Source organism: Pelomonas aquatica, from assembly GCF_026712205.1.
GTDB lineage: Bacteria > Pseudomonadota > Gammaproteobacteria > Burkholderiales > Burkholderiaceae_C > Pelomonas > Pelomonas aquatica.
Map to the genome: position 1 here is coordinate 17,101 of NZ_JAPPUW010000030.1, position 20,327 is coordinate 37,427.

Consider the following 20,327-nt stretch of genomic DNA (forward strand, 5'->3'; position numbering starts at 1 on the left):
CGCGATGAGCGACAAGTCCGATTGATCAGAGTCAGCTTCAACTCCTGACTTTTACGGCCCGCCTCGGCGGGTCTTTTTTATGGCGCGCCCGGCACGGCGCAGCGACTCGGAGGCGAAGGTTCTCCACCCGCCCGGCAAGGGGAATGGTGGCCAAAGGCAAGGGTTTCGTGGACGGCTGCGGGTCTGGGGGAAGTCCGATGGCAAGGCGCCGGCCCGACGACCAGGAAGCAGGCCGACGGTGGCCGCGGCGGCCGGGCCCGCCCCGCCAAGCCTTCACACGCCTGTCCATCCGCCGCGGCGCGGTGATCGCATGGCAGCTCTGTCACGCGGCTTGATTACAGTGCGCGGCCAGGTCGGGCGCGGGGTTCGGCCCCCATCCCATCCCACCGTTTGCGAATTCCCACAGTGAAGAGATTGACTCATCGGCCGGCGTGGCGGGCCTGGCGCCGATGCCTGGCGGGGGCCGCCGCCGCCGGGCTGCTGCTGGGCGCCGCGATGGCCGTCGCCGGGCCGGGGCTGCTGGTGCGCAAGGGCGACGCGCTTTTCGTTCCCGAAGGTTCGCCGCTGCGCGCGCGCATCGCCGTGGACACGGTCCGGACGGCCGGCCTGCCGCACGAGCTCAGCGTGCCCGCCGTCGTCGAGGCCGACCCGGCGAGCTCCTTCCAGGTGCTGGCGCCGCTGTCCGGCAAGGTGGTGGAGCTCAAGGTCAAGGTCGGCGACACGGTGCGCAAGGGCCAGGTGCTGGCTCTGCTGCAGTCGTCGGACCTGCTGCAGGCCGCCAGCGATGCGGCCAAGGCGCGCGACCAGCGCAGCCTGGCGAAAAAGGCGCTGGAGCGTGCGCGCCAGGTGCAGCTCGCCGGCGGCAGTGCCGAGAAGGACGTGGAGGCCGCGCAGAGCCAGCTGACCCAGGCCCAGGCCGAGCTGGACCGCGCCGAGGGCCGGCTCAAGGCGCTGGGCCTCGCGCCCGATGCCGAACCCGGGCATGCGCGGCTCGTCGTGCAGGCGCCGACCTCGGGCTCGGTGAACAGCCTGTCGGTCGGCGTCGGCAGTGTCGTGAACGACCTGACCGCGCCGCTGCTGACGATGGTGAACCTCGAATCGGTCTACCTCACGGCCCTGGTGCCCGAGGCCTGGCTGGCCCAGATCAAGGTGGGCGCGTCGCTGCAGGCCACGGTGAACGCCTATCCCGACCAGCCCATCAAGGCGGCGGTGCAGTCCATCGCCAGCGTGGTCGAGGCCGACACGCGGCGCACCCGCGTGCGGACCCGGGTGCCGAACGCCGACGGCCGCCTGCGCCCGAACATGTTCGCGACGGTGAAGTTCGCGGTGACGCAGCCCGTGCAGCCCGTCGTGCCCCAGTCCGCCCTGGTCATGAACAACGACCAGGTGCTGGTGTTCGTCGAGTCGTCGCCCTGGACCTTCAAGCCGCGCGTCGTGCTGCTGGGCAGCGAGGACGGCAGCCAGGTGCGCGTGCGCAGCGGCCTGAACGGCGGCGAGCGCGTCGTGGTGCGTGGCGGTGTGCTGCTGAATGATTAATCTCCTCATCCAGCTCTGCTTCAAGCGGCGCCAGCTGATCTGGGTCGTGGCCGTGCTGCTGACGGCCTATGGCTATTTCTGCTGGGTCAACATGACCGTGGAGGCCTACCCCGAGATCGGCGACGTGACGACGGTGGTGACCACGCAGGTGCCCGGGCTCGCGGCCGAGGAGGTCGAGCAGCAGATCACCATCCCGCTGGAGCGCGCGCTGCGCAACACGCCGGGCCTGGTCACGATCCGCTCCAGCTCCACCTTCGCGCTGTCCCTCATCACGCTGGTCTTCAAGGACGGCACGGAGGACTACTTCGCCAACCAGCGCGTGCTGGAGCGCATCGGCACGGTGACGCTGCCGCCCGGCATCACGCCTGGCCTAGGCCCGGTGACCGGGCCCGGCGGCGAGATCCTGCGCTACACGCTGGAGTCGGACAGCCGCAACCTGATGGAGCTGTCGGAGATCCAGCGCTGGATCGTCGTGCCGGCGCTCAAGGAGGTCTCGGGCGTCGTCGACGTGACCAACTTCGGCGGCTTCACGAAGGAATTCCAGCTCGAGGTCGACCCCGTCAAGCTGGAGCAGTTCAACCTGACGCTGCAGGACGTCGTCAGCGCCATCAACGCCAACAGCGTCAACGCCGGCGGCGGGCGCATCGTGCGCGGCGAGCAGGGCTATGTGGTGCGCGCCATCGGCCAGATCCACGAGCTGAACGACCTCGGCACCGTCGTCGTGACCCAGAAGGAGGGCAATCCGGTGCTGGTGCGCGACCTGGGGCGGCTGCAGATCGGCCACCAGGAGCGCGAGGGCATCGTCGGCAAGAACCTGAACCCCGACACGGTGCAGGGCATCGTGCTGATGCTGAAGTACCAGAACCCCTCGCGCGTGCTGGAGGGCGTGCACCAGAAGCTGGACAAGCTCCAGAAGCGCCTGGCCGCGATGGACGTCAAGCTGGTGCCCTACATCGACCGCGACGACCTCGTGAAGCTGACGGTGGACAAGGTGACGCACACGGTGCTGGAAGGCATCGGCCTGGTGTGCATCGTGCTGATCCTGTTCCTGGGCAGCCCGCGCAGCGCCATCGTCGCGGCGGTGGCCATCCCGATCGCGCTGGTCTCGACCTTCATCTTCATGACCTGGACCGGCATGCCGGCCAACCTGCTGTCGCTGGGGGCCATCGACTTCGGCATCATCGTGGACGGCGCCATCGTCGTCATGGAGACCATCCTGCGCCGGCGCGAGGAGCAGCCCACCGAGGCCCTGACCCGCACCGATGTGCTGGAGATGACCAGCCATGTGGCCCAGCCGATGTTCTTCGCGACGCTGATCATCATCCTGGCCTACTGCCCTCTGTTCGCCTTCCAGCGCGCCGAGGGCAAGCTCTTCACGCCGATGGCCTGGACCGTGGGCTATGCGCTCTTCGGCGCGCTGCTGTGCTCGCTGACCCTCATTCCCGGCCTGGCCTATGTCGCGCTGCGCAAGCCGCGCAAGGTCTTCCACAACAAGCCGCTGATCTGGCTGACCGAGCGCTACCGGGCCGCGCTGGAGCTGCTGATCGCGCGGCCCTGGATCGCCATCGCCGCCAGCGGCCTGGTGCTGGCCGCCGTGGTGGGCCTGGGCGCGAGCGCCGGGCGCGAGTTCCTGCCGGAGCTGGACGAAGGCTCGCTGTGGCTGCAGGTGGACATGCCCAGCGGCATTTCGCTGGACAAGGCCAACGAGCTGGCGGCCGAGGTGCGGCGCGCGATGCTGGAGTTCCCCGAGGTCAAGCACGTCGTCACGCAGCTGGGCCGCAACGACAGCGGCACGGACCCCTGGACGCCCTCGCACATCGAGGCGCCCGTCGGCCTGCAGCCCTACGAGACCTGGCCCGACCGCGAGTCCAAGGGCGAGTTCGTGCGGCGCGTCAGCGCGCGGCTGGACAAGATCCCCGGCATCTCCTTCGGCATCAGCCAGCCCATCATCGACGGCGTCAACGACGCCGTCGGCGGCGCGCACAGCCCGCTGGTGCTGCGCGTCTACGGCTTCGACCTGGCCGAGGACCGCCGCATCGCCGACCAGGTGGTGGACCTGCTCAAGCAGATCCGCGGCACGGCCTCGGCCTCGGTCTTCCAGGCTCCGCCCATCCCGCAGTTGGTCGTCAAGGTCAACCGCGAGGCCGCCGCGCGCTACGGCATCAACGTGGCCGACATCGCCAACCTCGTGCAGACGGGCGTGGGCGGCGCCCCGGTGATTTCGGTCTATGTGGAGGACCGGGCCTACAGCGTCGGCGTGCGCTTCCCCAACGACTACAAGGCCAACCCCGAGGTGCTGGGGCGGCTGGTGCTGCGCTCCAGCACCGGCGCGACGGTGCCGCTGTCGCTGGTGGCCGAGATCAAGCTGCAGAGCGGCCAGAGCACCATCTCCCACGAGCTCAACGAACGCCAGATCACGGTGCGCATCGACAACCGCGACCGCGACCTGGCCTCTTATCTCGACGAGGCCCAGGCCCGCATCGACAAGGAGGTGAAGTTCGACGCCCAGAAGCACCGCCTCGAATGGGCCGGGCAGTTCGAGAACCAGCGGCGCGCCCAGGAGCGCCTCACCGTCATCCTCGGCGTCGTGCTGCTGGCCATGGGCACCGTGCTCTTCCTGCAGTTCGGCAAGCTGCGCCAGACCCTGCTCATCCTCGGCGTCGTGCCGCTGGCGACGCTGGGCGGGCTGATCGCCATCCACGCCACCGGCGAGACGCTCAACGTGGCGACCGCGGTGGGCTTCATCGCGCTGTTCGGCGTGTCGGTGCAGAACGCCATCATCATGGTGTCCAACTTCCGGCGCGTGCGCGGCCAGGGCCTGCCGCTGGACCAGACCGTCACGCAGGCCGCCGCGGAGCGGCTGCGGCCGGTGCTGATGACGGCGACGGTGGCCTCCATCGGCATGCTGCCGGCGGCCCTCGCCACCGGCGTGGGCACGGACGTGCAGCGCGGCCTGGCCACCGTGGTGGTGGGCGGCCTGATCGTGTCGACGCTGCTGACCCTGTTCGTGCTGCCCAGCCTGTTCTACTCGATCGAGCATCTGTGCGAGCGCAAGGGCTGGGACCAGCAGGACCGGAGGACGCGATGAACCGCCTGGCGTTCTGCCTGCCCCTGCTGCTCGCGGCCTGCGCGGTGGGGCCCGACTACCGCCGTCCCGAGCTGGCCCTGCCGCCGCGCGTGACGGCAGCCGACGCGGCCGCGACGGCCGCCGACCTGGAGCGCGACTGGTGGCGGCGCTTCGGCTCCGAAAGGCTGAACCGCCTCGTCGACGAGGCGCTGCGCGCCAGCCCGACCGTCGAGGCCGGCCAGGCCAATCTGAAGGCGGCCGAAGAGGCCGTGGCGGCCCAGGAAGGCGTGGCCCTGCCGCAGGTCGGCGTGGGCCTGTCGTCCAGCCGGCAGAAGACCGCCTCGGTCTATGCCTCGCCGCTGGCCAGCAATGCCTATATCTACACAGTGCACACGGCCCAGCTCAGCGTCGGCTACAGCCCCGACGTGTTCGGCCTGAACCGGCGCAGCGTCGAAGCGCTGGCGGCGCAGCGCGACGTGGCGGCCGAGAACCTGTCGGCCACGCGGCTGACGCTGGCCGCCAATGTCGTGCAGGCGGCCGTCAACGGCGCCGGCCTGAGCGAACAGCTGCAACTGCTGCGCGGGCAGATCCAGACCCAGCGGCGCGCGCTCGAGATCACGCAGCGCCTGCGCCGCCTGGGCGCCGTGGCCGAGGCCGACGAGAGCGCCCAGCAGCTGCAGCTGGCGACGCTGGAGGCCGGCCTGCCGCCGCTGGAGCGCCAGCTCGTGCAGCAGGACCACCAGCTCAAGGCCCTGCTCGGGCGCTACCCGGCCGACCCGCTGGAGACCCGCTTCAGCCTCGCGGAGCTGCGCCTGCCCGCGGCGCTGCCGGCCGCCGTGCCGGCCCGCCTGGTCGAGACGCGGCCCGACGTGCGCGCCGCCGAGGCCGGCCTGCGCTCGGCCAATGCACTGGTGGGCGTGGCGCGGGCGAATCGCCTGCCGGCGCTCAGCATCACCGCGTCCGGCATCGGGCAGGCCTCGTCCAGCCTGTCGCAGCTGTTCCAGTCCGGCAACCGCTTCTGGAGCCTGGTCGGCGGGCTGACCCAGCCCGTCTTCGACGGCGGCACGCTGGCCGCGCGCGAGCGGGCCGCCTGGGCGCAGCGCGACGCGGCGGCGGCCCTCTACCGCCAGACGGTGCTGCAGGCCATCCAGTCGGTGGCCGACAGCCTGGCCGCCGCGGACGGCGACCGGCGGCTCGTGGAGCGCCAGGCCGAGGCCCTGCGCGCCGCCGAGCGGGCCGCGCGCATCGCCCGCGATCAGGTCAGGCTGGGCGACCTCAGCCCGCTGGCGGCGCTGGCGGCCGAACAATCGCAGTGGCAGGCCGGTCTCGCGCTTGCGCAGGCCCGCAGCGCCGAGCTGTCCGACGCGGTGGCCCTCTGCCAGGCCATCGCGGGAACCTGGGTTCAGGAGACACCATGAGCAGCACCGAATGCCACGATGAAGGCCGTGCCCATCACGAGATGGAGATTTCGCGCTTCGACATGGGGGAGCGCTTCAGCGAGATGACCGTGGTGGACCTCGGCCACGGCAAGCTGATCTACATCGCCGGCCAGGTGGCGGAGGACACGGGCCTGGACATCACCGGCCAGACCCGCCAGGTGCTGAACTTCATCGACAGGCTGCTGGCCCGCGCCGGGGCCGACAAGCGGCACATCGTGCAGGCCCGCGTCTACCTGGCCTCGGTGGGCGACTATGTCGCGATGAACTCGGTCTGGGACGACTGGGTGCCCCAGGGCCACACGCCGGCGCGCAGCACCATCGGCGCGCGGCTGATCTCGTCGGAGTACCGGGTCGAGATCGAGTGCGTGGCCGCCGTGCACCACCGGGTGCACGACCATGCCGAAGGGCCGCTGAAGCCCCTCAGAGGCTAGCTGCCGGCCTGAAGGCCATGCTGGCCTTCAGGCCCGCACCGCCGTCGCCCTCGTCCAGCCGGAACTCGGCCTGCATCAGTTCGGCATAGCGCTGCACGATGGACAGGCCCAGGCCGGCGCCCTGGCCCAGGCGCGCGCCGTCGCTGCCCTGGCGCCAGCGGGCCTTCAGGGCCTCGCGCTGCTCGGCGCCGATGCCGGGGCCCTGGTCGGTGACCGACAGCACCACCCGGCCATCGGCGTGGCCGATGTCGAGCCGGATGCGGCCGGCTTTGCCGGGACGGTGGCCGTAGCGCAGCGCGTTGTCGAGCAGGTTGGCCAGCAGGCCGTCGACGAGGGCGGGGTCGGCCATCACCCAGGCGGGCTCGTCCAGGCCGCCGGCCTCCAGCTCGACGCCGGCCTTGTCGGCCAGCGGCAGCAGTTGCAGCAGGCGGTCGCGCGCGCCGGCGGCCAGGTCCAGGCGGCGCAGCTGGACGACGGCTTCCGCCTCGCTGGCCAGGGCCACCGCCAGCAGCTGGTCGACGAGGCGGCTGGCACGCTGCTGGCTCTCCAGCACCGCCTGCAGCTGCTCGCGCCAGCGCGCGGGGTCGCGCTGCGCGAGGCCGTACTCGGCCAGCGCGCGGATGCCGGCCAGCGGCGTGCGCAGCTCGTGGGCCACGTTGCCGGCGAACTCGCGCTGCGCGCCCACGCCCTGGGCCACGCGGCCCAGCAGCGCGTCGATGGCGCTGGCCAGGCCGTGCACGTCGCGCGAGGCGCTGCCGTCCAGCAGCTCGCGCGGCAGCGGCGATAGGTCGGCGGCATCGCGAGTCTCCACCAGCTCCTGCAGCTGCGACAGCGGCCGCAGGTCGCGGTTGACGGCGCGGCGCAGCCAGGCGAGCAGGCCCAGCAGCAGCAGCACCTGCGGCGCGATCGAGTAGGTCACCAGCTGGCGCAGTAGCGCGCTGCGGCTGGTGGTGGTCAGCGCGACGATGATCTGCACCGCCGGCTCGCGGCGCTCCAGCACGACGGCGCGCAGCTTCTGCCCCTGGAAGACCAGGTCGGTGTAGCGCACCTCGGCGCCGTCGTCGTCCGCCGGCGGTGCGTGCAGCCCGGCATGGCCCGCAATGAGCCGGCCGTCCCGGCCCTGCACGGCGAAATAGACCCTCTCGCTCTGGTCGAAGAGCACCGTGCGGATGTCGTCGGCGCTCATGTTCAGCACCCAGCGGCCGTCCTGCCCGGCGAGGTGGGCGGACAGCAGATAGGCGTCGTCCTGCATCGTGCGGTCGAAGGCGCGCTGCGTGAAGTAGGACGCGATGCCCAGCGCCAGCGCCGAGCCCAGGCCCCAGGTCAGCAGCAGCGGCAGCGTGACGTGGCGGACCAGCCGGCGCCGCAGCGAGGCGCGCGTCGTGGTCAAGTCGCCGCCTCGATCAGATAGCCCAGGCCGCGCAGCGTGCGGATCTCCGCGCCGCTGCCCTGCAGCTTCTTGCGCAGCCGCGAGATGAAGGCCTCCAGCGCATTCGCGGCCAGCAGGTCGTCGAAGCCCGACAGCTTGTCGGCCAGCGCCGCCTTGCTGACGACCCGCCCGGGCGGCGTCAGCAGCTCGCAGAGCACGGCGAACTCGCGCGCCGGCAGCTGCAGCGGCTCAGGCCCGATGAAGAGGCGCTGGCTGCGGCGGTCCAGGCTGAGGCGGCCGATGCGGACGCGGTCGTCCAGGTCCAGCCGGCGGCGCACCAGCGCGCGCAGCCGCGCCTCGACCTCGGCCAGGTCGAAAGGCTTGCCGAGGTAGTCGTCGGCGCCGGCGTCCAGGCCGGCGATGCGTTCCTCGGTGCGGTTGCGCGCCGTCAGGATCAGCACCGGCGTGCGGTCGCCGCGGCCGCGTGCGTCGAGCAGCAGCTGCAGGCCGCTGCCGTCGGGCAGGGTCAGGTCCAGCAGCACGGCGTCGAAGCCCTGCACCCGCCACAGCCAGCGCGCCTGCTCGGCCGTGGCGGCGAGGTCCACATGGTGGCCCTGGTCGGCGAGGCTGCGGCTGACGACCTGATTGAGCGTGGCGTCGTCTTCGACGAGGAGGATGCGCATCGGGAGAAGTTAACTCATGAGGCTGTCGATGCGGTGTCGGCGAGGTCAGGTTCCGGTCAGGGCATGGGGTATGGTGCCGGCATGACCGACCTGAGCTTCTTCTGGCACGACTACGAGACCTTCGGCCGCGTGCCCAAGCGCGACCGCCCCGCCCAGTTCGCCGGCCTGCGCACCGACGCCGAACTGAACGAGATCGGCGAGCCGCTGATGCTGTACTGCCAGCCGGCGCCCGACTACCTGCCCGACCCCGAGTCCTGCCTGCTGACCGGCATCCTGCCCCAGCACTGCCTGCAGCGCGGCGTGCCCGAGCACGAGTTCGCCGCCGCCATCGAGACCGTGCTGGCCCTGCCGGGCACCGTGGGCGTGGGCTACAACAGCATCCGCTTCGACGACGAGGTGACGCGCCACCTGTTCTGGCGCAATCTCATCGAACCCTATGCCCGCGAATGGCAGAACGGCTGCGGCCGCTGGGACCTGCTGGACGTCGTGCGCTGCGCCTACGCGCTACGGCCCGACGGGCTCGAATGGCCCAGTCACGAGGACGGTCGCCCCAGCTTCAAGCTCGAACACCTGACCGCCGCCAACGGCCTGGCCCACGAGGCGGCCCACGACGCGCTGTCCGATGTGCGTGCCACCGTGGCGCTGGCCCGCAAGCTGCGCCAGGCCCAGCCCAAGCTGTGGGACTTCTGCCTGAAGCTGCGCAGCAAGCAGGCCGTATGGGACGAGATTGGCGTCGGCAAGCCCTTTCTGCATGTGTCGGGCATGTACGGCCCCGAGCGCGGCTGCATCGCGCTGGTCTGGCCGCTGGCGCCGCACCCGACGAACAAGAACGAGCTCATCGTGTGGGACTGCTCGGTGTCGCCCGACGAGCTGCTGACGCTGAACGCCGAGGCCATCCGCACGCGCATGTTCACGAAGCAGGAGGCGCTGCCCGAGGGCGTCACGCGGCTGCCGCTCAAGACCATCCACGTCAACAAGTCGCCGGTCGTCATCGCGAACCTGAAGACGCTCAGCCCGGTGATGGCCGAGCGCTGGGGCCTGGACCTCGAGGCCCAGCTCGCCAACGCCAGGCTGCTGGCCGACAAGGGGCGCCTGCTTGACGGCCTGTGGGGCGATGTCTTCCAGCGCGAGCCCTTCGCGCCGGCGGACGTGGACGAGGACCTTTACGGTGGCTTCATAGCCAACGAGGACCGCCGCGCGCTGAACCGCGTGCGCACGACGGCGCCCGAGCAGCTCGCCGAGCGTGCGGCGCAGGGCAAGCTGGTCTTCCAGGACGGGCGGCTGGAGGAGCTCGTCTTCCGCTGGCGCGCGCGCAACTTCCCCGCCAGCCTGTCGCCCGACGAGGCCGGACGCTGGCAGGCCCACTGCGGCGCGCGCCTGCACGAAGGCGAGGGCGGGGCGCAGACGCTGGCCGCCTTCATGGAACGCATCGACCGGCTCGGCGAGGCGGCCGACGAGCGCGGCGAGGCCATCCTGTCGGCGCTGTACGACTACGCGGAGCAGATCGCGCCGTAGGCGGTTTTCCCGTGACGGGCAGCATGGTCGAAACCCATGAGTCCTGCGATAGTCGGGACTGCAAGAAGCCCCCAGGAGACCCCATGAGCAGCGCCGCCCCCGCCCACGCCGAAGACCCCACCGCCGCCCGCCTGCGCGCGCTGCTGGTCAGGGCGCCGACGGCGGTCGCCTTCGTCTCCGGCCAGCGCTTCGAGGTGGTCAGCGAGGAGTTCAACCACCTGTTCGGCTTCGGCGACGACAGCGACCTCAGCGGCCAGGGCACGCGCGTCGTGCACACCACCGACCTCGCTCACACGGCGCTGCTGGAGCGCACCGCCGCGGCCTTCGCCGCCGGCCGGCCGCTGGACGAGGAGATCGAATACGTCAAGCGCGACGGCCACCGCTTCTGGGGCCGTCTGCAGGCCACGCCGGTGCACTGGGACGCCCCGGCCGGCGAGGCGCTGTGGATCGTCGAGGACGTGACTGCCGCGCGCGCCCAGCGCCTGCAGCCCACCTGGACGGCCAAGCACGACAGCGTCACCGAACTGGCCAACCGCCGCGAGTTCGAGCGCCGCCTGGCCGAGCATGTGGGCAGCCGCCGCGGCGAGCCGGTCTCGGTGCTGTGGCTGGACGTGGACAAGTTCGCCGAGGTCATCAAGGACATGGGCGCCGAGGTGGGCGACCATTTCCTGTACGGCCTGGGCCAGATGCTGATCGGCAAGGTGCGCGCCTCCGACCTCGTCGCGCGGCTGGAGGAAGACCATTTCGCCATCCTGCTGCCCGACTGCGACCAGCACTACGCGCAGATCATTGCCGAGAAGGTGCGCTCCGCCGTGGCCGGCTACCGGCTGCGCTGGGGCCTGCACCGCACGCGGGTCAAGGCCTCGCTGGGCGTCGTGCAGCTGCAGCCCTCGCTGACGACGGTGGACGCCGTGCTGGGCGGCGCCGCGCTGGCCTGCACCGAGGCCAAGGCGGCCGGCGGCGACAGCGTGCGCATCTTCGTGTCCGCGGGCGGCTACGAGGAACTGGCGGGCTGATTTCACGTTTGCCGGCGCGGCGATCCCCGGAAATGCGCGGTTTTCCGCCGGATGTTCTAAAGTTCAGTCTGGCTTGGTCGATGTAGCGGCCATCACGCCCGAGGCTGAACCCCGATGAACGTCCCGCTGTCCTCCGCCCTGTCCGGCATCTCCGCCGCGAACGAGCGCCTGCGCGCGTCTGCGGCCAACATCGCCAATCTGGCGGCCGGCAACCTGGACCGGCCGAGCGTCGAGCCGAACCAGGTCGACAAGGTGCCCGGGCGCGAGATCAACCCGGCCAACGAGGTCGTCGAGCAGCAGTCCGCGGCCTATGCCTTCGTCGCGAACCTGAAGGTGCTGCAGACGCAGCTGAACACGACCGGCGCGCTGCTGGACATCAAGGCCTGAGCAGCCGCCACCAACGCGCAAGCGGCCCATGGGCCGCTTTTTTCATGGTGCGCCCCGTGGCAGGGCGCACTATGAAAAGCCCACCGGACTTGCGCGCGGCGGGCTTGGGCAGAGCTGTCAGGCTCAGCAGGTCGCGGCAGCGGACCTGGCGGTCTCCGCGTATTCCTCGATCTGGTCGAAGTTCAGGTACTTGTAGACGCTGGCGGTGTCCTTGTTGATGATGCCCATCGCCTCGTGGTACTCGCCCACCGTCGGGATCTTGCCCAGCTTGGACGCGATGGCGGCCAGCTCGGCGGAGGCTAGGAACACATTGGTGTTCTTGCCCAGGCGGTTGGGGAAGTTGCGCGTGGACGTGGACACGACGGTCGCGCCTTCGCGCACCTGGGCCTGGTTGCCCATGCACAGGCTGCAGCCCGGCATTTCGGTGCGCGCGCCGGCGGTGCCGAAGGCGGCGTAGTGGCCTTCCTTGATCAGCTCGCTCTGGTCCATCTTGGTCGGCGGGGCGACCCACAGCTTGACCGGGATGTCGCGCTGGCCGCCCAGCAACTTGGCCGCGGCGCGGAAGTGGCCGATGTTGGTCATGCACGAGCCGATGAAGGCCTCGTCGATCTGGGTGCCGGCCACGTCGGACAGGGTCTTGGCGTCGTCCGGGTCGTTGGGGCAGCAGAGGATGGGCTCCTTGATGTCGGCCAGGTCGATCTCGATGACGGCGGCGTATTCGGCGTCCCGGTCGGCTTCGAGCAGGTCGGGCTTGGCCAGCCAGGCTTCGACCTTCTCGATGCGGCGCTGCAGCGTCTTCGCGTCGGCATAGCCGTCGGCGATCATGTTCTTCATCAGCACGATGTTGCTGGTGAGGTATTCCTTGATCGGCGCGGGGTTGAGCTTGATCGTGCAGCCGGCGGCCGAGCGCTCGGCGGAGGCGTCGGACAGCTCGAAGGCTTGCTCGACCTTCAGGTCCGGCAGGCCTTCGATCTCGAGGATGCGGCCCGAGAACACGTTCTTCTTGCCGGCCTTCGCGACGGTCAGCAGACCGGCCTTGATCGCGTACAGCGGGATGGCGTGCACGAGGTCGCGCAGCGTCACGCCGGGCTGCATCTCGCCCTTGAAGCGCACGAGCACCGACTCGGGCATGTCCAGCGGCATCACGCCGGTGGCGGCGCCGAAGGCGACCAGGCCGGAGCCGGCGGGGAAGCTGATGCCGATCGGGAAGCGGGTGTGCGAGTCGCCGCCGGTGCCCACCGTGTCGGGCAGCAGCAGGCGGTTCAGCCAGCTGTGGATGACGCCGTCGCCCGGGCGCAGGGCCACGCCGCCGCGGTTGCTGATGAAGGCGGGCAGCTCGCGGTGGGTCTTCACATCCACGGGCTTGGGGTAGGCGGCCGTGTGGCAGAAGGACTGCATGACGAGGTCGGCCGAGAAGCCCAGGCAGGCCAGGTCCTTCAGCTCGTCGCGGGTCATCGGGCCGGTGGTGTCCTGCGAACCGACCGTCGTCATCTTGGGCTCGCAATAGGTGCCGGGGCGAACGCCCTGGCCTTCCGGCAGGCCGACGGCGCGGCCGACCATCTTCTGGGCCAGCGTGAAGCCGGCGGTCGAAGCGGCCGGCGCCTGCGGCAGGCGGAACTGCGTCGAGGCGGCCAGACCCAGGAATTCGCGCGCCTTGGCGGTCAGCGAGCGGCCGATGATGAGGTTGATGCGGCCGCCGGCGCGCACTTCGTCGAACAGCACATCGCTCTTGAGCTTGAACTCGGCGACGGTCTCGCCGTTCTTCACCAGCTTGCCGTCATAGGGCAGCACGTCGATGACGTCGCCCATCTCCAGCTTGCTGACGTCGACTTCGATGGGCAGCGAGCCAGAGTCTTCCTGCGTGTTGAAGAAGATCGGCGCGATCTTGCCGCCCAGCGTGACGCCGCCGAAGCGCTTGTTGGGCACGAAGGGGATGTCTTCGCCGGTGGCCCAGATGACGGAGTTGGTGGCGGACTTGCGCGACGAACCCGTGCCGACGACGTCGCCGACATAGGCCACGACGTGGCCCTTCTTCTTCAGGTCCTCGATGAACTGCATGGGGCCGCGCTTGCCGTCTTCCTCGGGCTTGAAGGCCGCGTCGGAGCGGGTGTTCTTCAGCATGGCCAGGTAGTGCAGCGGGATGTCCGGGCGGCTCCAGGCGTCGGGGGCGGGCGACAGGTCGTCGGTGTTGGTCTCGCCGGGCACCTTGAAGACGGTGACGGTGATCTTCTTCTCGACTTCGGGGCGCGAAGTGAACCACTCGGCGTCGGCCCAGGACTGCATCACTTCCTTGGCCTTGGCGTTGCCGGCCTTGGCCTTGGCGGCGACGTCGTTGAAGTAGTCGAACATCAGCAGGGTCTTTTTCAGGCCCTCGGCGGCGACGCCGGCGACTTCGGCGTCGTCCAGCAGCTCGATCAGCGGATGCACGTTGTAGCCGCCCACCATGGTGCCCAGCAGCTCGGTGGCCTTGGCCTTGGAGATCAGGCCGACCTTGATGTCGCCATGGGCGACGGCGGCCAGGAACGAAGCCTTGACCTTGGCGGCGTCGTCCACGCCCGGGGGCACGCGGTGGGTCAGCAGGTCCAGCAGGAAGGCGTCTTCACCCTGAGCTTCAGATCCTTGCGGGTTCTTGATCAGCTCGATCAGCTCGGCGACCTGCTTGGCATCCAGCGGCAGGGGCGGGATGCCCAGGGCGGCGCGCTCGGCGGCATGTTGGCGGTAGGCAATAAGCATGGTGTTTCTCCGTTGAAGCAGCAGGTCAGGCCGAGGTCGGGACGACGATCCTTAGCCCTTTGAAATAGTCTCTGTAGAAGCCGGCGTCGCGCGTGATGAGGCCATCGCACTGCATCATGGCGTGGGAGCCGATCAGGAAGTCCGCCACGGTGCGGGTGCGGTTGCCACCGCGCTGGCGGTAGCGCCGCTGCATCTCGCCCGCGCGAAGGGCCGACTTGGCCTCCATCGCGTCGAAGCGGATGCCCAGTTCCTCGAGGAACTGCAGCATTTCGGCGCCGCCCTTGAAGGCGGTGCACACCTCGGCCAGTGCCACCTCGCACAGCACGACGGGGCCGACGTGCAGCGCCTGGCGGATCGCTTCGGCGGCGCTGGCGCAGGCGTCATCGTCGCCGGCGATCAGGTCAATCAGCACGGACGAATCGGCGGCGATCAAGGCTTGGGTTCTCCGCCCTGGGACTCCGGATCGGGCTCAGGGGGCAGGTAGGGGTCTCCGGGCGCATGGCCGCGGATGGCGCGCATGGCCTCGTCGGTGCTGGCGAAGCCGTCGAGCTTGAATTTGCCGCGCAGGCGCGAGATCGCGTCGTCGACGTTCTTGCGCAGGATGATGCGGCCACCGTCCAGCTCGACCTTGAGCGTCGTGCCCTTGGTCAGGCCGAGGGCGTCTCGGACGGCTTTGGGCAGCGTGATCTGCCCGCGTTCGGCAACGGTGGCTTCCATGGCGCCTCCAGCGGCTGAGCCGCCGCGTTGGAGGCGGGGAGGCTCAGGTATGCATCAAAAAGTATGCATTCATTCTACATACCTGAGGCGGCCGGTTTCAAGCCGGCCGGCGGCCTCACTTCATGGGCGTGATGCCGATGGAATCGGCGGCGGCCGTTTCGGGGTGGGCGGCCGCGGCGGCCCTGGCCTCGGCCATCAGCCGGGCCTGCTCGGGGTGGACGCAGTCGTCCAGCAGGCGCTGGCCGAGCTTGGTGTCCAGCAGCATGGACTTGTTGGCGATCTGGATCATCAGCGTGCGGCCGGTCACGTCTTCCAGGCGCAGCGCGCCGGTGGAGGACAGCACGGGCTTCATCGTGATGTGCTGCTTCTGCCAGGCCACGGTGATGTAGCCGGGCACCTTGGTGTGCTTTTCGATGTCGACGACCTGCTTGAACTCGCAGTGGTATTCGCCCAGATAGGCCCGGTCGGCGGCGGCCAGTTGCTCTTCGCCGGCCTCGGCCAGCACGGGCTCGGCCGGCGGCGCCTTCTTGGCCGGCGCGGCCTTGGCCGCCTTGGCGGCGGGCTTGGCGACGGCGGGCTTGGCAGGTCCGGTCTGGGCCAGCACGGGCAGGGCGGCGCAAAGGATCAGGGCGGCGGCGCTGCCGCGGAGCGAGAGGGACTGCATTTGGAGGGGGCGTGAAGGGAGGGGAAGGGGCCGCATCATGGCCGCAATGCGGCCGCGGGTCGGTGAGCAGATGTGAGGGATTGTCCTGCGCGCGGCGCTGCATCCAGGCCGTGCTTTACCCGATGGCCGCGGCAAAGAAGGCCTGGCGGGCCTCGGCCGGCAGCGTGCGGCCGGTGCGCTCGGCGCGTTCCAGCACGGTCCAGAAGTAGCGGTAGCTGGCGCGGTCGTGCAGGCGGTCGTGGAAGGAGATGGGCGCCCACTGCGCGGCCTGGGCCGCGAGCAGCAGCTCGGCGGCCTCGGCCACCTCGTCGGCGGCCGGCGCGAAGGCCTCGACGATGGGGCGGATCTGGTCCGGGTGGATGCTCCACATGCGCGTGTAGCCGAGCTCGCGGGCAGCCCGCTGCGCGGCGGCGGCGACGGCGGCGCCATCGCGGAACTCGGTGACGACGCAGTGCGAAGGCGTCTTGCCGAAGGCGTGGGCCGCCGCGGCGATCTCGAGCTTGGCGCGCAAGACCAGGGGGTGCTCGAACTGGCCGGGCAGTTCCATCGCGGTCTTCGGGATCGCGCCGCCGTGGGCGGAGACGAAGTCCATCAGCCCGAAGGACAGGGACTCGATGCGCGGGTGGGCCGCGATGCGGAAGACCTCGCGCAGCGCGCCGTGGGTCTCGATGAGAACCTGCAGAGGCAGCCTGGGTGCGCCGTGGCGCTCGCAGGCCGCGTCGATGGCGGCGGCGGCGCGGTCCACGTCTTCGGCGCTGTCGGGCTTGGGGATCATCAGATAGGCCAGGCGCCGGCCGGCCCTGGCGACGAGGGTGTCGACATCGGCCTCGAAGGCCGCGTGGCCCCAGGGATGGACGCGCGCGCCGACGCGGCCGAAGCGGTTGGCCGGGCTCGTGGCCAGCTCGGCGATCAGCAGCGCGTGCTCGGCCTCGCCGCCAACCGGGGCGCCGTCCTCGGCGTCCAGCGTGATGTCGAAGACAGGGCCGAGCTCGGCCTGCAGCGCCAGGCTCTTGCGCATGCGGGCCTCGACGCCGCAGTAGTGGTCGACGACGGGCAGCGAGGGCCGTGCGGCTTCGTGGCCGAACAGGGCCCGGCGGGGATGGAGGGGGGCGCTCATGGCGCCACTGTACCCAGGCCGGTGGCGGTGAGCGGGTCGCGAATTGGCGTCGCTCGATGCCCGGTTGTTGGCAATCCGCACTGTCGCATCGCGGTCAGGCGTGCCAGTATGGCCCCACAAGACAACACCCGGAGACATTCATGATTCGACTCGAGTCTCTCAGTTGTTCCCGCCGCCTGGGTCTGCAGACGCTGGGTGCCGTCCTCGGCGTGCTGTTCGTCGCCGCCTTCCTGCTGTTTTCCGAGCGGACGCTGATCCTGGATGAGCGCCAGCAGGCCGTGCGCCAGGCGGTCGAGGTGGCATACGGCATCGTCGCGCATTTCCATGCCCGGGTCGCGCAGGGCATGCCGGAGGAGGACGCGAAGAAGGCGGCCCTCGCCGCCGTGCGCACGCTGCGCTACAGCGGCAACGAGTATTTCTGGATCAACGACAGCACGCCGGTCATGGTCATGCACCCCATGAAGCCGGAATTGGAGGGCAAGACGCTGACGGGCAGCAAGGATCCGACCGGCAAGCCGCTCTTCGTCGAGATGGTGGATATCGTGAAGGCCAGCGGCGCGGGCTTCGTGCCCTATCTCTGGCCCAAGCCCGGCAGCGACCGTCCGGTGCCCAAGGTGTCCTATGTGAAGGGCTTTGCGCCCTGGGGATGGATCATCGGCTCGGGCGTCTATGTCGACACGGTGAACCAGGCCATCTGGCAGCGCGTCTGGCAGGCGGGGCTGGGCGTGCTCGTGCTCGCCGGGGTGCTGCTGGCGCTGGGCCTGGCGATCACGCGCAGCATCACGCGCCAGCTCGGCGGCGAGCCGGCCCAGGTCAACGCGATCATGCGGAAGATCGCCCAGGGCGACCTGACCGTCGACATCGACCTGCGCGCCGGCGACCATGCCAGCGTCATGCAGGGCGTGAAGGCCATGCGCGACAGCATGGCCGGCATCGTCCGGCAGGTGCGCGACGGCTCGGAGTCGGTGGCCAACGCCAGTTCCGAGATCGCCGCGGGCAACCAGGATCTCAGCGCGCGCACCGAGAGCCAGGCCAGTGCGCTGCAGCAGACCGCGGCCTCCATGGACGAGCTGGGTGCGACGGTGCGCAACAACGTCGACAACGCCCAGCAGGCCAACCAGCTCGCGCAGAGCGCCTCGCATGTGGCGGCCGAGGGCGGGCAGGTCGTCAAGCAGGTCGTCGACACGATGAAGGGCATCAACGACAGCTCGCGCCGCATCGGCGACATCATTGCGGTCATCGACGGCATCGCCTTCCAGACCAACATCCTCGCGTTGAACGCCGCAGTCGAGGCGGCGCGGGCGGGCGAGCAGGGCAGGGGCTTTGCCGTCGTGGCCGGCGAGGTGCGCTCGCTGGCCGGCCGCAGCGCCGAGGCTGCACGCGAGATCAAGCAGCTCATCACGCAGAGCATGGAGCGCGTCGACCGCGGCAACACGCTGGTCGACCAGGCCGGCGACACGATGGACAAGGTCGTCACCAGCATCCGGCGCGTGGCCGACATCATGGGCGAGATCAGCTCGTCCAGCGCCGAGCAGAGCTCGGGCGTCAGCCAGGTCGGCGCAGCCGTCACGCAGATGGACCAGGCCACGCAGCAGAACGCCGCCATGGTCGAGCAGATGGCTGCCGCGGCGGACGGCCTGCGCTCTCAGGCTCAGCAACTGGTGCAGACGGTCGCGACCTTCAGGCTGCCGACGACACGCGGCTGAGCGGCGAAAGGCCAGCAAAAAGACCTCCCGAGGGAGGCCTTCGTTTCGCCGAGGCGGTATTTACAGCAGGTGCTTGACGCCCTCCTGCTCGTCCGTCAGTTCCTTCAGCGTCTTGTTGATGCACTCCTGCGAGAAGGCGTCGATCTCGATGCCTTGCACGATCTTGTACTCGCCGCCTTCGCAGGTGACCGGGTAGCCGAACATGACTTCCTTGGGGATGCCGTATTCGCCGTTGGACGGGATGCCCATCGTGACCCACTTGCCATGGGTGCCCAGGGCCCAGTCGCGCATGTGGTCGATGGCGGCGTTGGCGGCCGAGGCGGCCGACGACAGGCCGCGGGCCGCGATGATGGCCGCGCCGCGCTTGCCGACGGTGGGCAGGAAGACCTCGCGGTTCCACTGCTCATCGTTGATCATGCCCTTGACCGACTGGCCGTCGATGGTGGCGTTGCGGTAGTCGGCGTACATGGTCGGCGAGTGGTTGCCCCACACGGCCAGCTTCTCGATGGAGGCGACGGCCTTGCCGGTCTTGGCGGCCAGTTGGCTGGCGGCGCGGTTGTGGTCCAGGCGCAGCATGGCGGTGAAGTTCTTGGCCGGCAGGTCCGGGGCCGATTTCATCGCGATGTAGGCATTGGTGTTGGCCGGGTTGCCGACCACCAGCACCTTGACGTTGCGCGAGGCGACGGCGTTGAGCGCCTTGCCTTGCGTCGTGAAGATGGCGCCGTTGACGGCCAGCAGTTCGGCCCGCTCCATGCCGGGGCCGCGCGGACGCGAGCCGACCAGCAGTGCGTAGTCGGTGTCCTTGAAGGCGGTCATCGGGTCGCTGTGGGCTTCGACGCCGGCCAGCAGCGGGAAGGCGCAGTCTTCCAGTTCCATGATCACGCCCTTCAGCGCGTTCTGGGCCTTCTCGTCGGGGATCTCCAGCAGCTGCAGGATGACGGGCTGGTCCTTGCCCAGCATCTCGCCGGAGGCAATGCGGAACAGCAGGGCGTAGCCGATCTGGCCGGCTGCGCCGGTGACGGCGACGCGAACGGGTTTCTTGCTCATGGAAGTCTCCGAGGGGCAGTTAAAAAGTCGGGCGTATCCCGTCGAGTGTACGGGCATACCCTGTGCTGCAATGCGCCCATGCCTTCAACCAAGCCCAGGCCTCTCGCACCGCTCTACGAGCAGATCCGCCAGCTCATCGTCGCCGCACTGGCGGCCGGCGAGTGGCGTCCCGGCGATGCGCTGCCCAGCGAAGCGGCCCTGGCCGAGCGCTTTGGCGCCAGCCCCGGCACGGTGCGCCGGGCGCTGGACGAGCTGACCGCCGAGCATCTCGTCGAGCGCCGCCAGGGCAGCGGCACCTTCGTGTCCACGCATGCCGCGCCGCGCCAGCAGTTCCGCTTCCTGCGCCTCGTGGCGGACGACGCGGCCGGCAGCTTCACGCGCGAACTGCTGGGCTGCCGGCGCATGCGCGCCACGGCCGAGGTCGCGAGGGCGCTGGGCCTGCGCACGGCCGAGCCTGTCATCGAGGTGCGCCGGTTGTTGCATCGGCGGGACCGACCCGTCGTGCTTGATGAACTCTGGCTTCCCGAACGGCATTTCGAAGGCCTGACGGCGGACGTGATCCGCAACCACCCCGGCGCGCTCTATGCGCTCTTCGAGGCGCGCTTCGGCGTGCACATGGTCAGGGCGGAGGAAAAACTGCGTGCCCTGGCGGCCGCGCCGGAGGCCGCGCGGCTGCTGCAGGTGCCCGAGGGCGAGCCGCTGCTCAGCGTGGAGCGCCTGGCCTACACCTATGGCGACCGCCCGGTCGAGCTGCGGCGGGGCCTCTACCACACCAGCGCCGATCACTACCGCAACGAGTTGAACTGAAGCTGACGATGGCGCAGTGCAGCATGGTGACCGATGGGGTTAACACTTGGCCCTAGAATCGTTTGGTTTCACCCCGATTACGCAGGCTCGACC

17 protein-coding genes are annotated in these 20,327 nt (G+C 70.0%); 9 read left to right on the top strand and 8 right to left on the bottom strand.

What is annotated here, in order from left to right; genetic code table 11:
* Positions 1-405: 405 nt before the first annotated feature.
* The 4 genes from NYP07_RS22025 to NYP07_RS22040 are packed head-to-tail and all read left to right on the top strand — an operon-like array spanning position 406 to position 6,473.
* Positions 406-1,536 carry an efflux RND transporter periplasmic adaptor subunit gene (locus NYP07_RS22025; protein WP_268154013.1) on the top strand — a complete coding sequence of 377 codons (1,131 nt, stop codon included), beginning with the start codon at positions 406-408 and terminating at the stop codon, positions 1,534-1,536.
* Positions 1,529-4,624, top strand: coding sequence for an efflux RND transporter permease subunit (locus NYP07_RS22030; RefSeq protein WP_268154015.1), 3,096 nt, complete (start codon positions 1,529-1,531; stop codon positions 4,622-4,624). Before NYP07_RS22025 ends, NYP07_RS22030 begins: the two co-directional genes overlap by 8 nt.
* Entirely contained in the window at positions 4,621-6,021 is a 1,401-nt protein-coding gene (locus tag NYP07_RS22035) for an efflux transporter outer membrane subunit (protein ID WP_268154017.1), read from the top strand. The genes NYP07_RS22030 and NYP07_RS22035 overlap by 4 nt, the downstream gene beginning before the upstream one ends.
* A complete protein-coding gene (locus tag NYP07_RS22040; RefSeq protein WP_268154019.1) occupies positions 6,018-6,473 on the top strand; it encodes a RidA family protein in 456 nt (151 codons plus the stop codon). The genes NYP07_RS22035 and NYP07_RS22040 overlap by 4 nt, the downstream gene beginning before the upstream one ends.
* Here NYP07_RS22040 and NYP07_RS22045 read toward each other — a convergent pair.
* Positions 6,463-7,863: a sensor histidine kinase gene (locus NYP07_RS22045; RefSeq protein ID WP_268154021.1), complete on the bottom strand. Its 1,401-nt coding sequence runs from the start codon at positions 7,861-7,863 to the stop codon at positions 6,463-6,465. The genes NYP07_RS22040 and NYP07_RS22045 overlap by 11 nt on opposite strands.
* Positions 7,860-8,525, bottom strand: coding sequence for a response regulator transcription factor (locus tag NYP07_RS22050; RefSeq protein ID WP_268154023.1), 666 nt, complete (start codon positions 8,523-8,525; stop codon positions 7,860-7,862). The genes NYP07_RS22045 and NYP07_RS22050 overlap by 4 nt, the downstream gene beginning before the upstream one ends.
* 81 nt (positions 8,526-8,606) lie before the next feature.
* Here NYP07_RS22050 and sbcB point away from each other — a divergent pair, with 81 nt between their 5' ends.
* From sbcB to NYP07_RS22065, 3 genes are all read left to right on the top strand, one after another.
* Positions 8,607-10,040, top strand: a complete 1,434-nt coding sequence (gene sbcB / locus NYP07_RS22055) for an exodeoxyribonuclease I (RefSeq protein ID WP_268154025.1) — start codon at positions 8,607-8,609, stop codon at positions 10,038-10,040.
* A gap of 83 nt (positions 10,041-10,123) precedes the next feature.
* A complete protein-coding gene (locus tag NYP07_RS22060; RefSeq protein ID WP_268154027.1) occupies positions 10,124-11,056 on the top strand; it encodes a GGDEF domain-containing protein in 933 nt (310 codons plus the stop codon).
* A gap of 114 nt (positions 11,057-11,170) precedes the next feature.
* Positions 11,171-11,443 (top strand): flagellar basal body rod protein, encoded by a 273-nt coding sequence (locus NYP07_RS22065; protein WP_268154030.1) that lies wholly within the window; start codon positions 11,171-11,173, stop codon positions 11,441-11,443.
* 123 nt (positions 11,444-11,566) lie between these two features.
* Here the strand turns inward: NYP07_RS22065 and acnB are convergent, their stop codons facing one another.
* From acnB to NYP07_RS22090, 5 genes are all read right to left on the bottom strand, one after another.
* Positions 11,567-14,176 (bottom strand): bifunctional aconitate hydratase 2/2-methylisocitrate dehydratase, encoded by a 2,610-nt coding sequence (gene acnB, locus NYP07_RS22070; protein ID WP_268154031.1) that lies wholly within the window; start codon positions 14,174-14,176, stop codon positions 11,567-11,569.
* 25 nt (positions 14,177-14,201) lie between these two features.
* Positions 14,202-14,609, bottom strand: coding sequence for a type II toxin-antitoxin system VapC family toxin (locus NYP07_RS22075; RefSeq protein ID WP_268154032.1), 408 nt, complete (start codon positions 14,607-14,609; stop codon positions 14,202-14,204).
* Positions 14,606-14,893: an AbrB/MazE/SpoVT family DNA-binding domain-containing protein gene (locus NYP07_RS22080; protein ID WP_268154033.1), complete on the bottom strand. Its 288-nt coding sequence runs from the start codon at positions 14,891-14,893 to the stop codon at positions 14,606-14,608. The genes NYP07_RS22075 and NYP07_RS22080 overlap by 4 nt, the downstream gene beginning before the upstream one ends.
* A gap of 115 nt (positions 14,894-15,008) precedes the next feature.
* Positions 15,009-15,557 carry a hypothetical protein gene (locus tag NYP07_RS22085; protein ID WP_268154034.1) on the bottom strand — a complete coding sequence of 183 codons (549 nt, stop codon included), beginning with the start codon at positions 15,555-15,557 and terminating at the stop codon, positions 15,009-15,011.
* Between the two features lie 115 nt (positions 15,558-15,672).
* Positions 15,673-16,674: an HpcH/HpaI aldolase/citrate lyase family protein gene (locus NYP07_RS22090; RefSeq protein WP_268154035.1), complete on the bottom strand. Its 1,002-nt coding sequence runs from the start codon at positions 16,672-16,674 to the stop codon at positions 15,673-15,675.
* A 140-nt stretch (positions 16,675-16,814) separates the two neighbouring features.
* Here NYP07_RS22090 and NYP07_RS22095 point away from each other — a divergent pair, with 140 nt between their 5' ends.
* Positions 16,815-18,380, top strand: coding sequence for a methyl-accepting chemotaxis protein (locus tag NYP07_RS22095; protein WP_268154037.1), 1,566 nt, complete (start codon positions 16,815-16,817; stop codon positions 18,378-18,380).
* 60 nt (positions 18,381-18,440) lie between these two features.
* Here the strand turns inward: NYP07_RS22095 and NYP07_RS22100 are convergent, their stop codons facing one another.
* Positions 18,441-19,427 carry a malate dehydrogenase gene (locus tag NYP07_RS22100; RefSeq protein WP_268154039.1) on the bottom strand — a complete coding sequence of 329 codons (987 nt, stop codon included), beginning with the start codon at positions 19,425-19,427 and terminating at the stop codon, positions 18,441-18,443.
* Between the two features lie 78 nt (positions 19,428-19,505).
* Here NYP07_RS22100 and NYP07_RS22105 point away from each other — a divergent pair, with 78 nt between their 5' ends.
* Positions 19,506-20,234: a GntR family transcriptional regulator gene (locus NYP07_RS22105; protein ID WP_268154041.1), complete on the top strand. Its 729-nt coding sequence runs from the start codon at positions 19,506-19,508 to the stop codon at positions 20,232-20,234.
* Positions 20,235-20,327 lie beyond the last annotated feature (93 nt).

Excerpts from the sequence above, each read along its gene's own strand:
- NYP07_RS22105 (WP_268154041.1), top strand. The coding sequence starts at position 19,506 with ATGCCTTCAACCAAGCCCAGGCCTCTCGCACCGCTCTACGAGCAGATC.
- NYP07_RS22085 (WP_268154034.1), bottom strand. The coding sequence starts at position 15,557 with ATGCAGTCCCTCTCGCTCCGCGGCAGCGCCGCCGCCCTGATCCTTTGC.
- sbcB (WP_268154025.1), top strand. The coding sequence starts at position 8,607 with ATGACCGACCTGAGCTTCTTCTGGCACGACTACGAGACCTTCGGCCGC.
- NYP07_RS22050 (WP_268154023.1), bottom strand. The coding sequence starts at position 8,525 with ATGCGCATCCTCCTCGTCGAAGACGACGCCACGCTCAATCAGGTCGTC.
- NYP07_RS22100 (WP_268154039.1), bottom strand. The coding sequence starts at position 19,427 with ATGAGCAAGAAACCCGTTCGCGTCGCCGTCACCGGCGCAGCCGGCCAG.
- NYP07_RS22030 (WP_268154015.1), top strand. The coding sequence starts at position 1,529 with ATGATTAATCTCCTCATCCAGCTCTGCTTCAAGCGGCGCCAGCTGATC.
- NYP07_RS22040 (WP_268154019.1), top strand. The coding sequence starts at position 6,018 with ATGAGCAGCACCGAATGCCACGATGAAGGCCGTGCCCATCACGAGATG.
- NYP07_RS22035 (WP_268154017.1), top strand. The coding sequence starts at position 4,621 with ATGAACCGCCTGGCGTTCTGCCTGCCCCTGCTGCTCGCGGCCTGCGCG.
- NYP07_RS22065 (WP_268154030.1), top strand. The coding sequence starts at position 11,171 with ATGAACGTCCCGCTGTCCTCCGCCCTGTCCGGCATCTCCGCCGCGAAC.
- NYP07_RS22080 (WP_268154033.1), bottom strand. The coding sequence starts at position 14,893 with ATGGAAGCCACCGTTGCCGAACGCGGGCAGATCACGCTGCCCAAAGCC.
- acnB (WP_268154031.1), bottom strand. The coding sequence starts at position 14,176 with ATGCTTATTGCCTACCGCCAACATGCCGCCGAGCGCGCCGCCCTGGGC.
- NYP07_RS22060 (WP_268154027.1), top strand. The coding sequence starts at position 10,124 with ATGAGCAGCGCCGCCCCCGCCCACGCCGAAGACCCCACCGCCGCCCGC.
- NYP07_RS22095 (WP_268154037.1), top strand. The coding sequence starts at position 16,815 with ATGATTCGACTCGAGTCTCTCAGTTGTTCCCGCCGCCTGGGTCTGCAG.
- NYP07_RS22090 (WP_268154035.1), bottom strand. The coding sequence starts at position 16,674 with ATGAGCGCCCCCCTCCATCCCCGCCGGGCCCTGTTCGGCCACGAAGCC.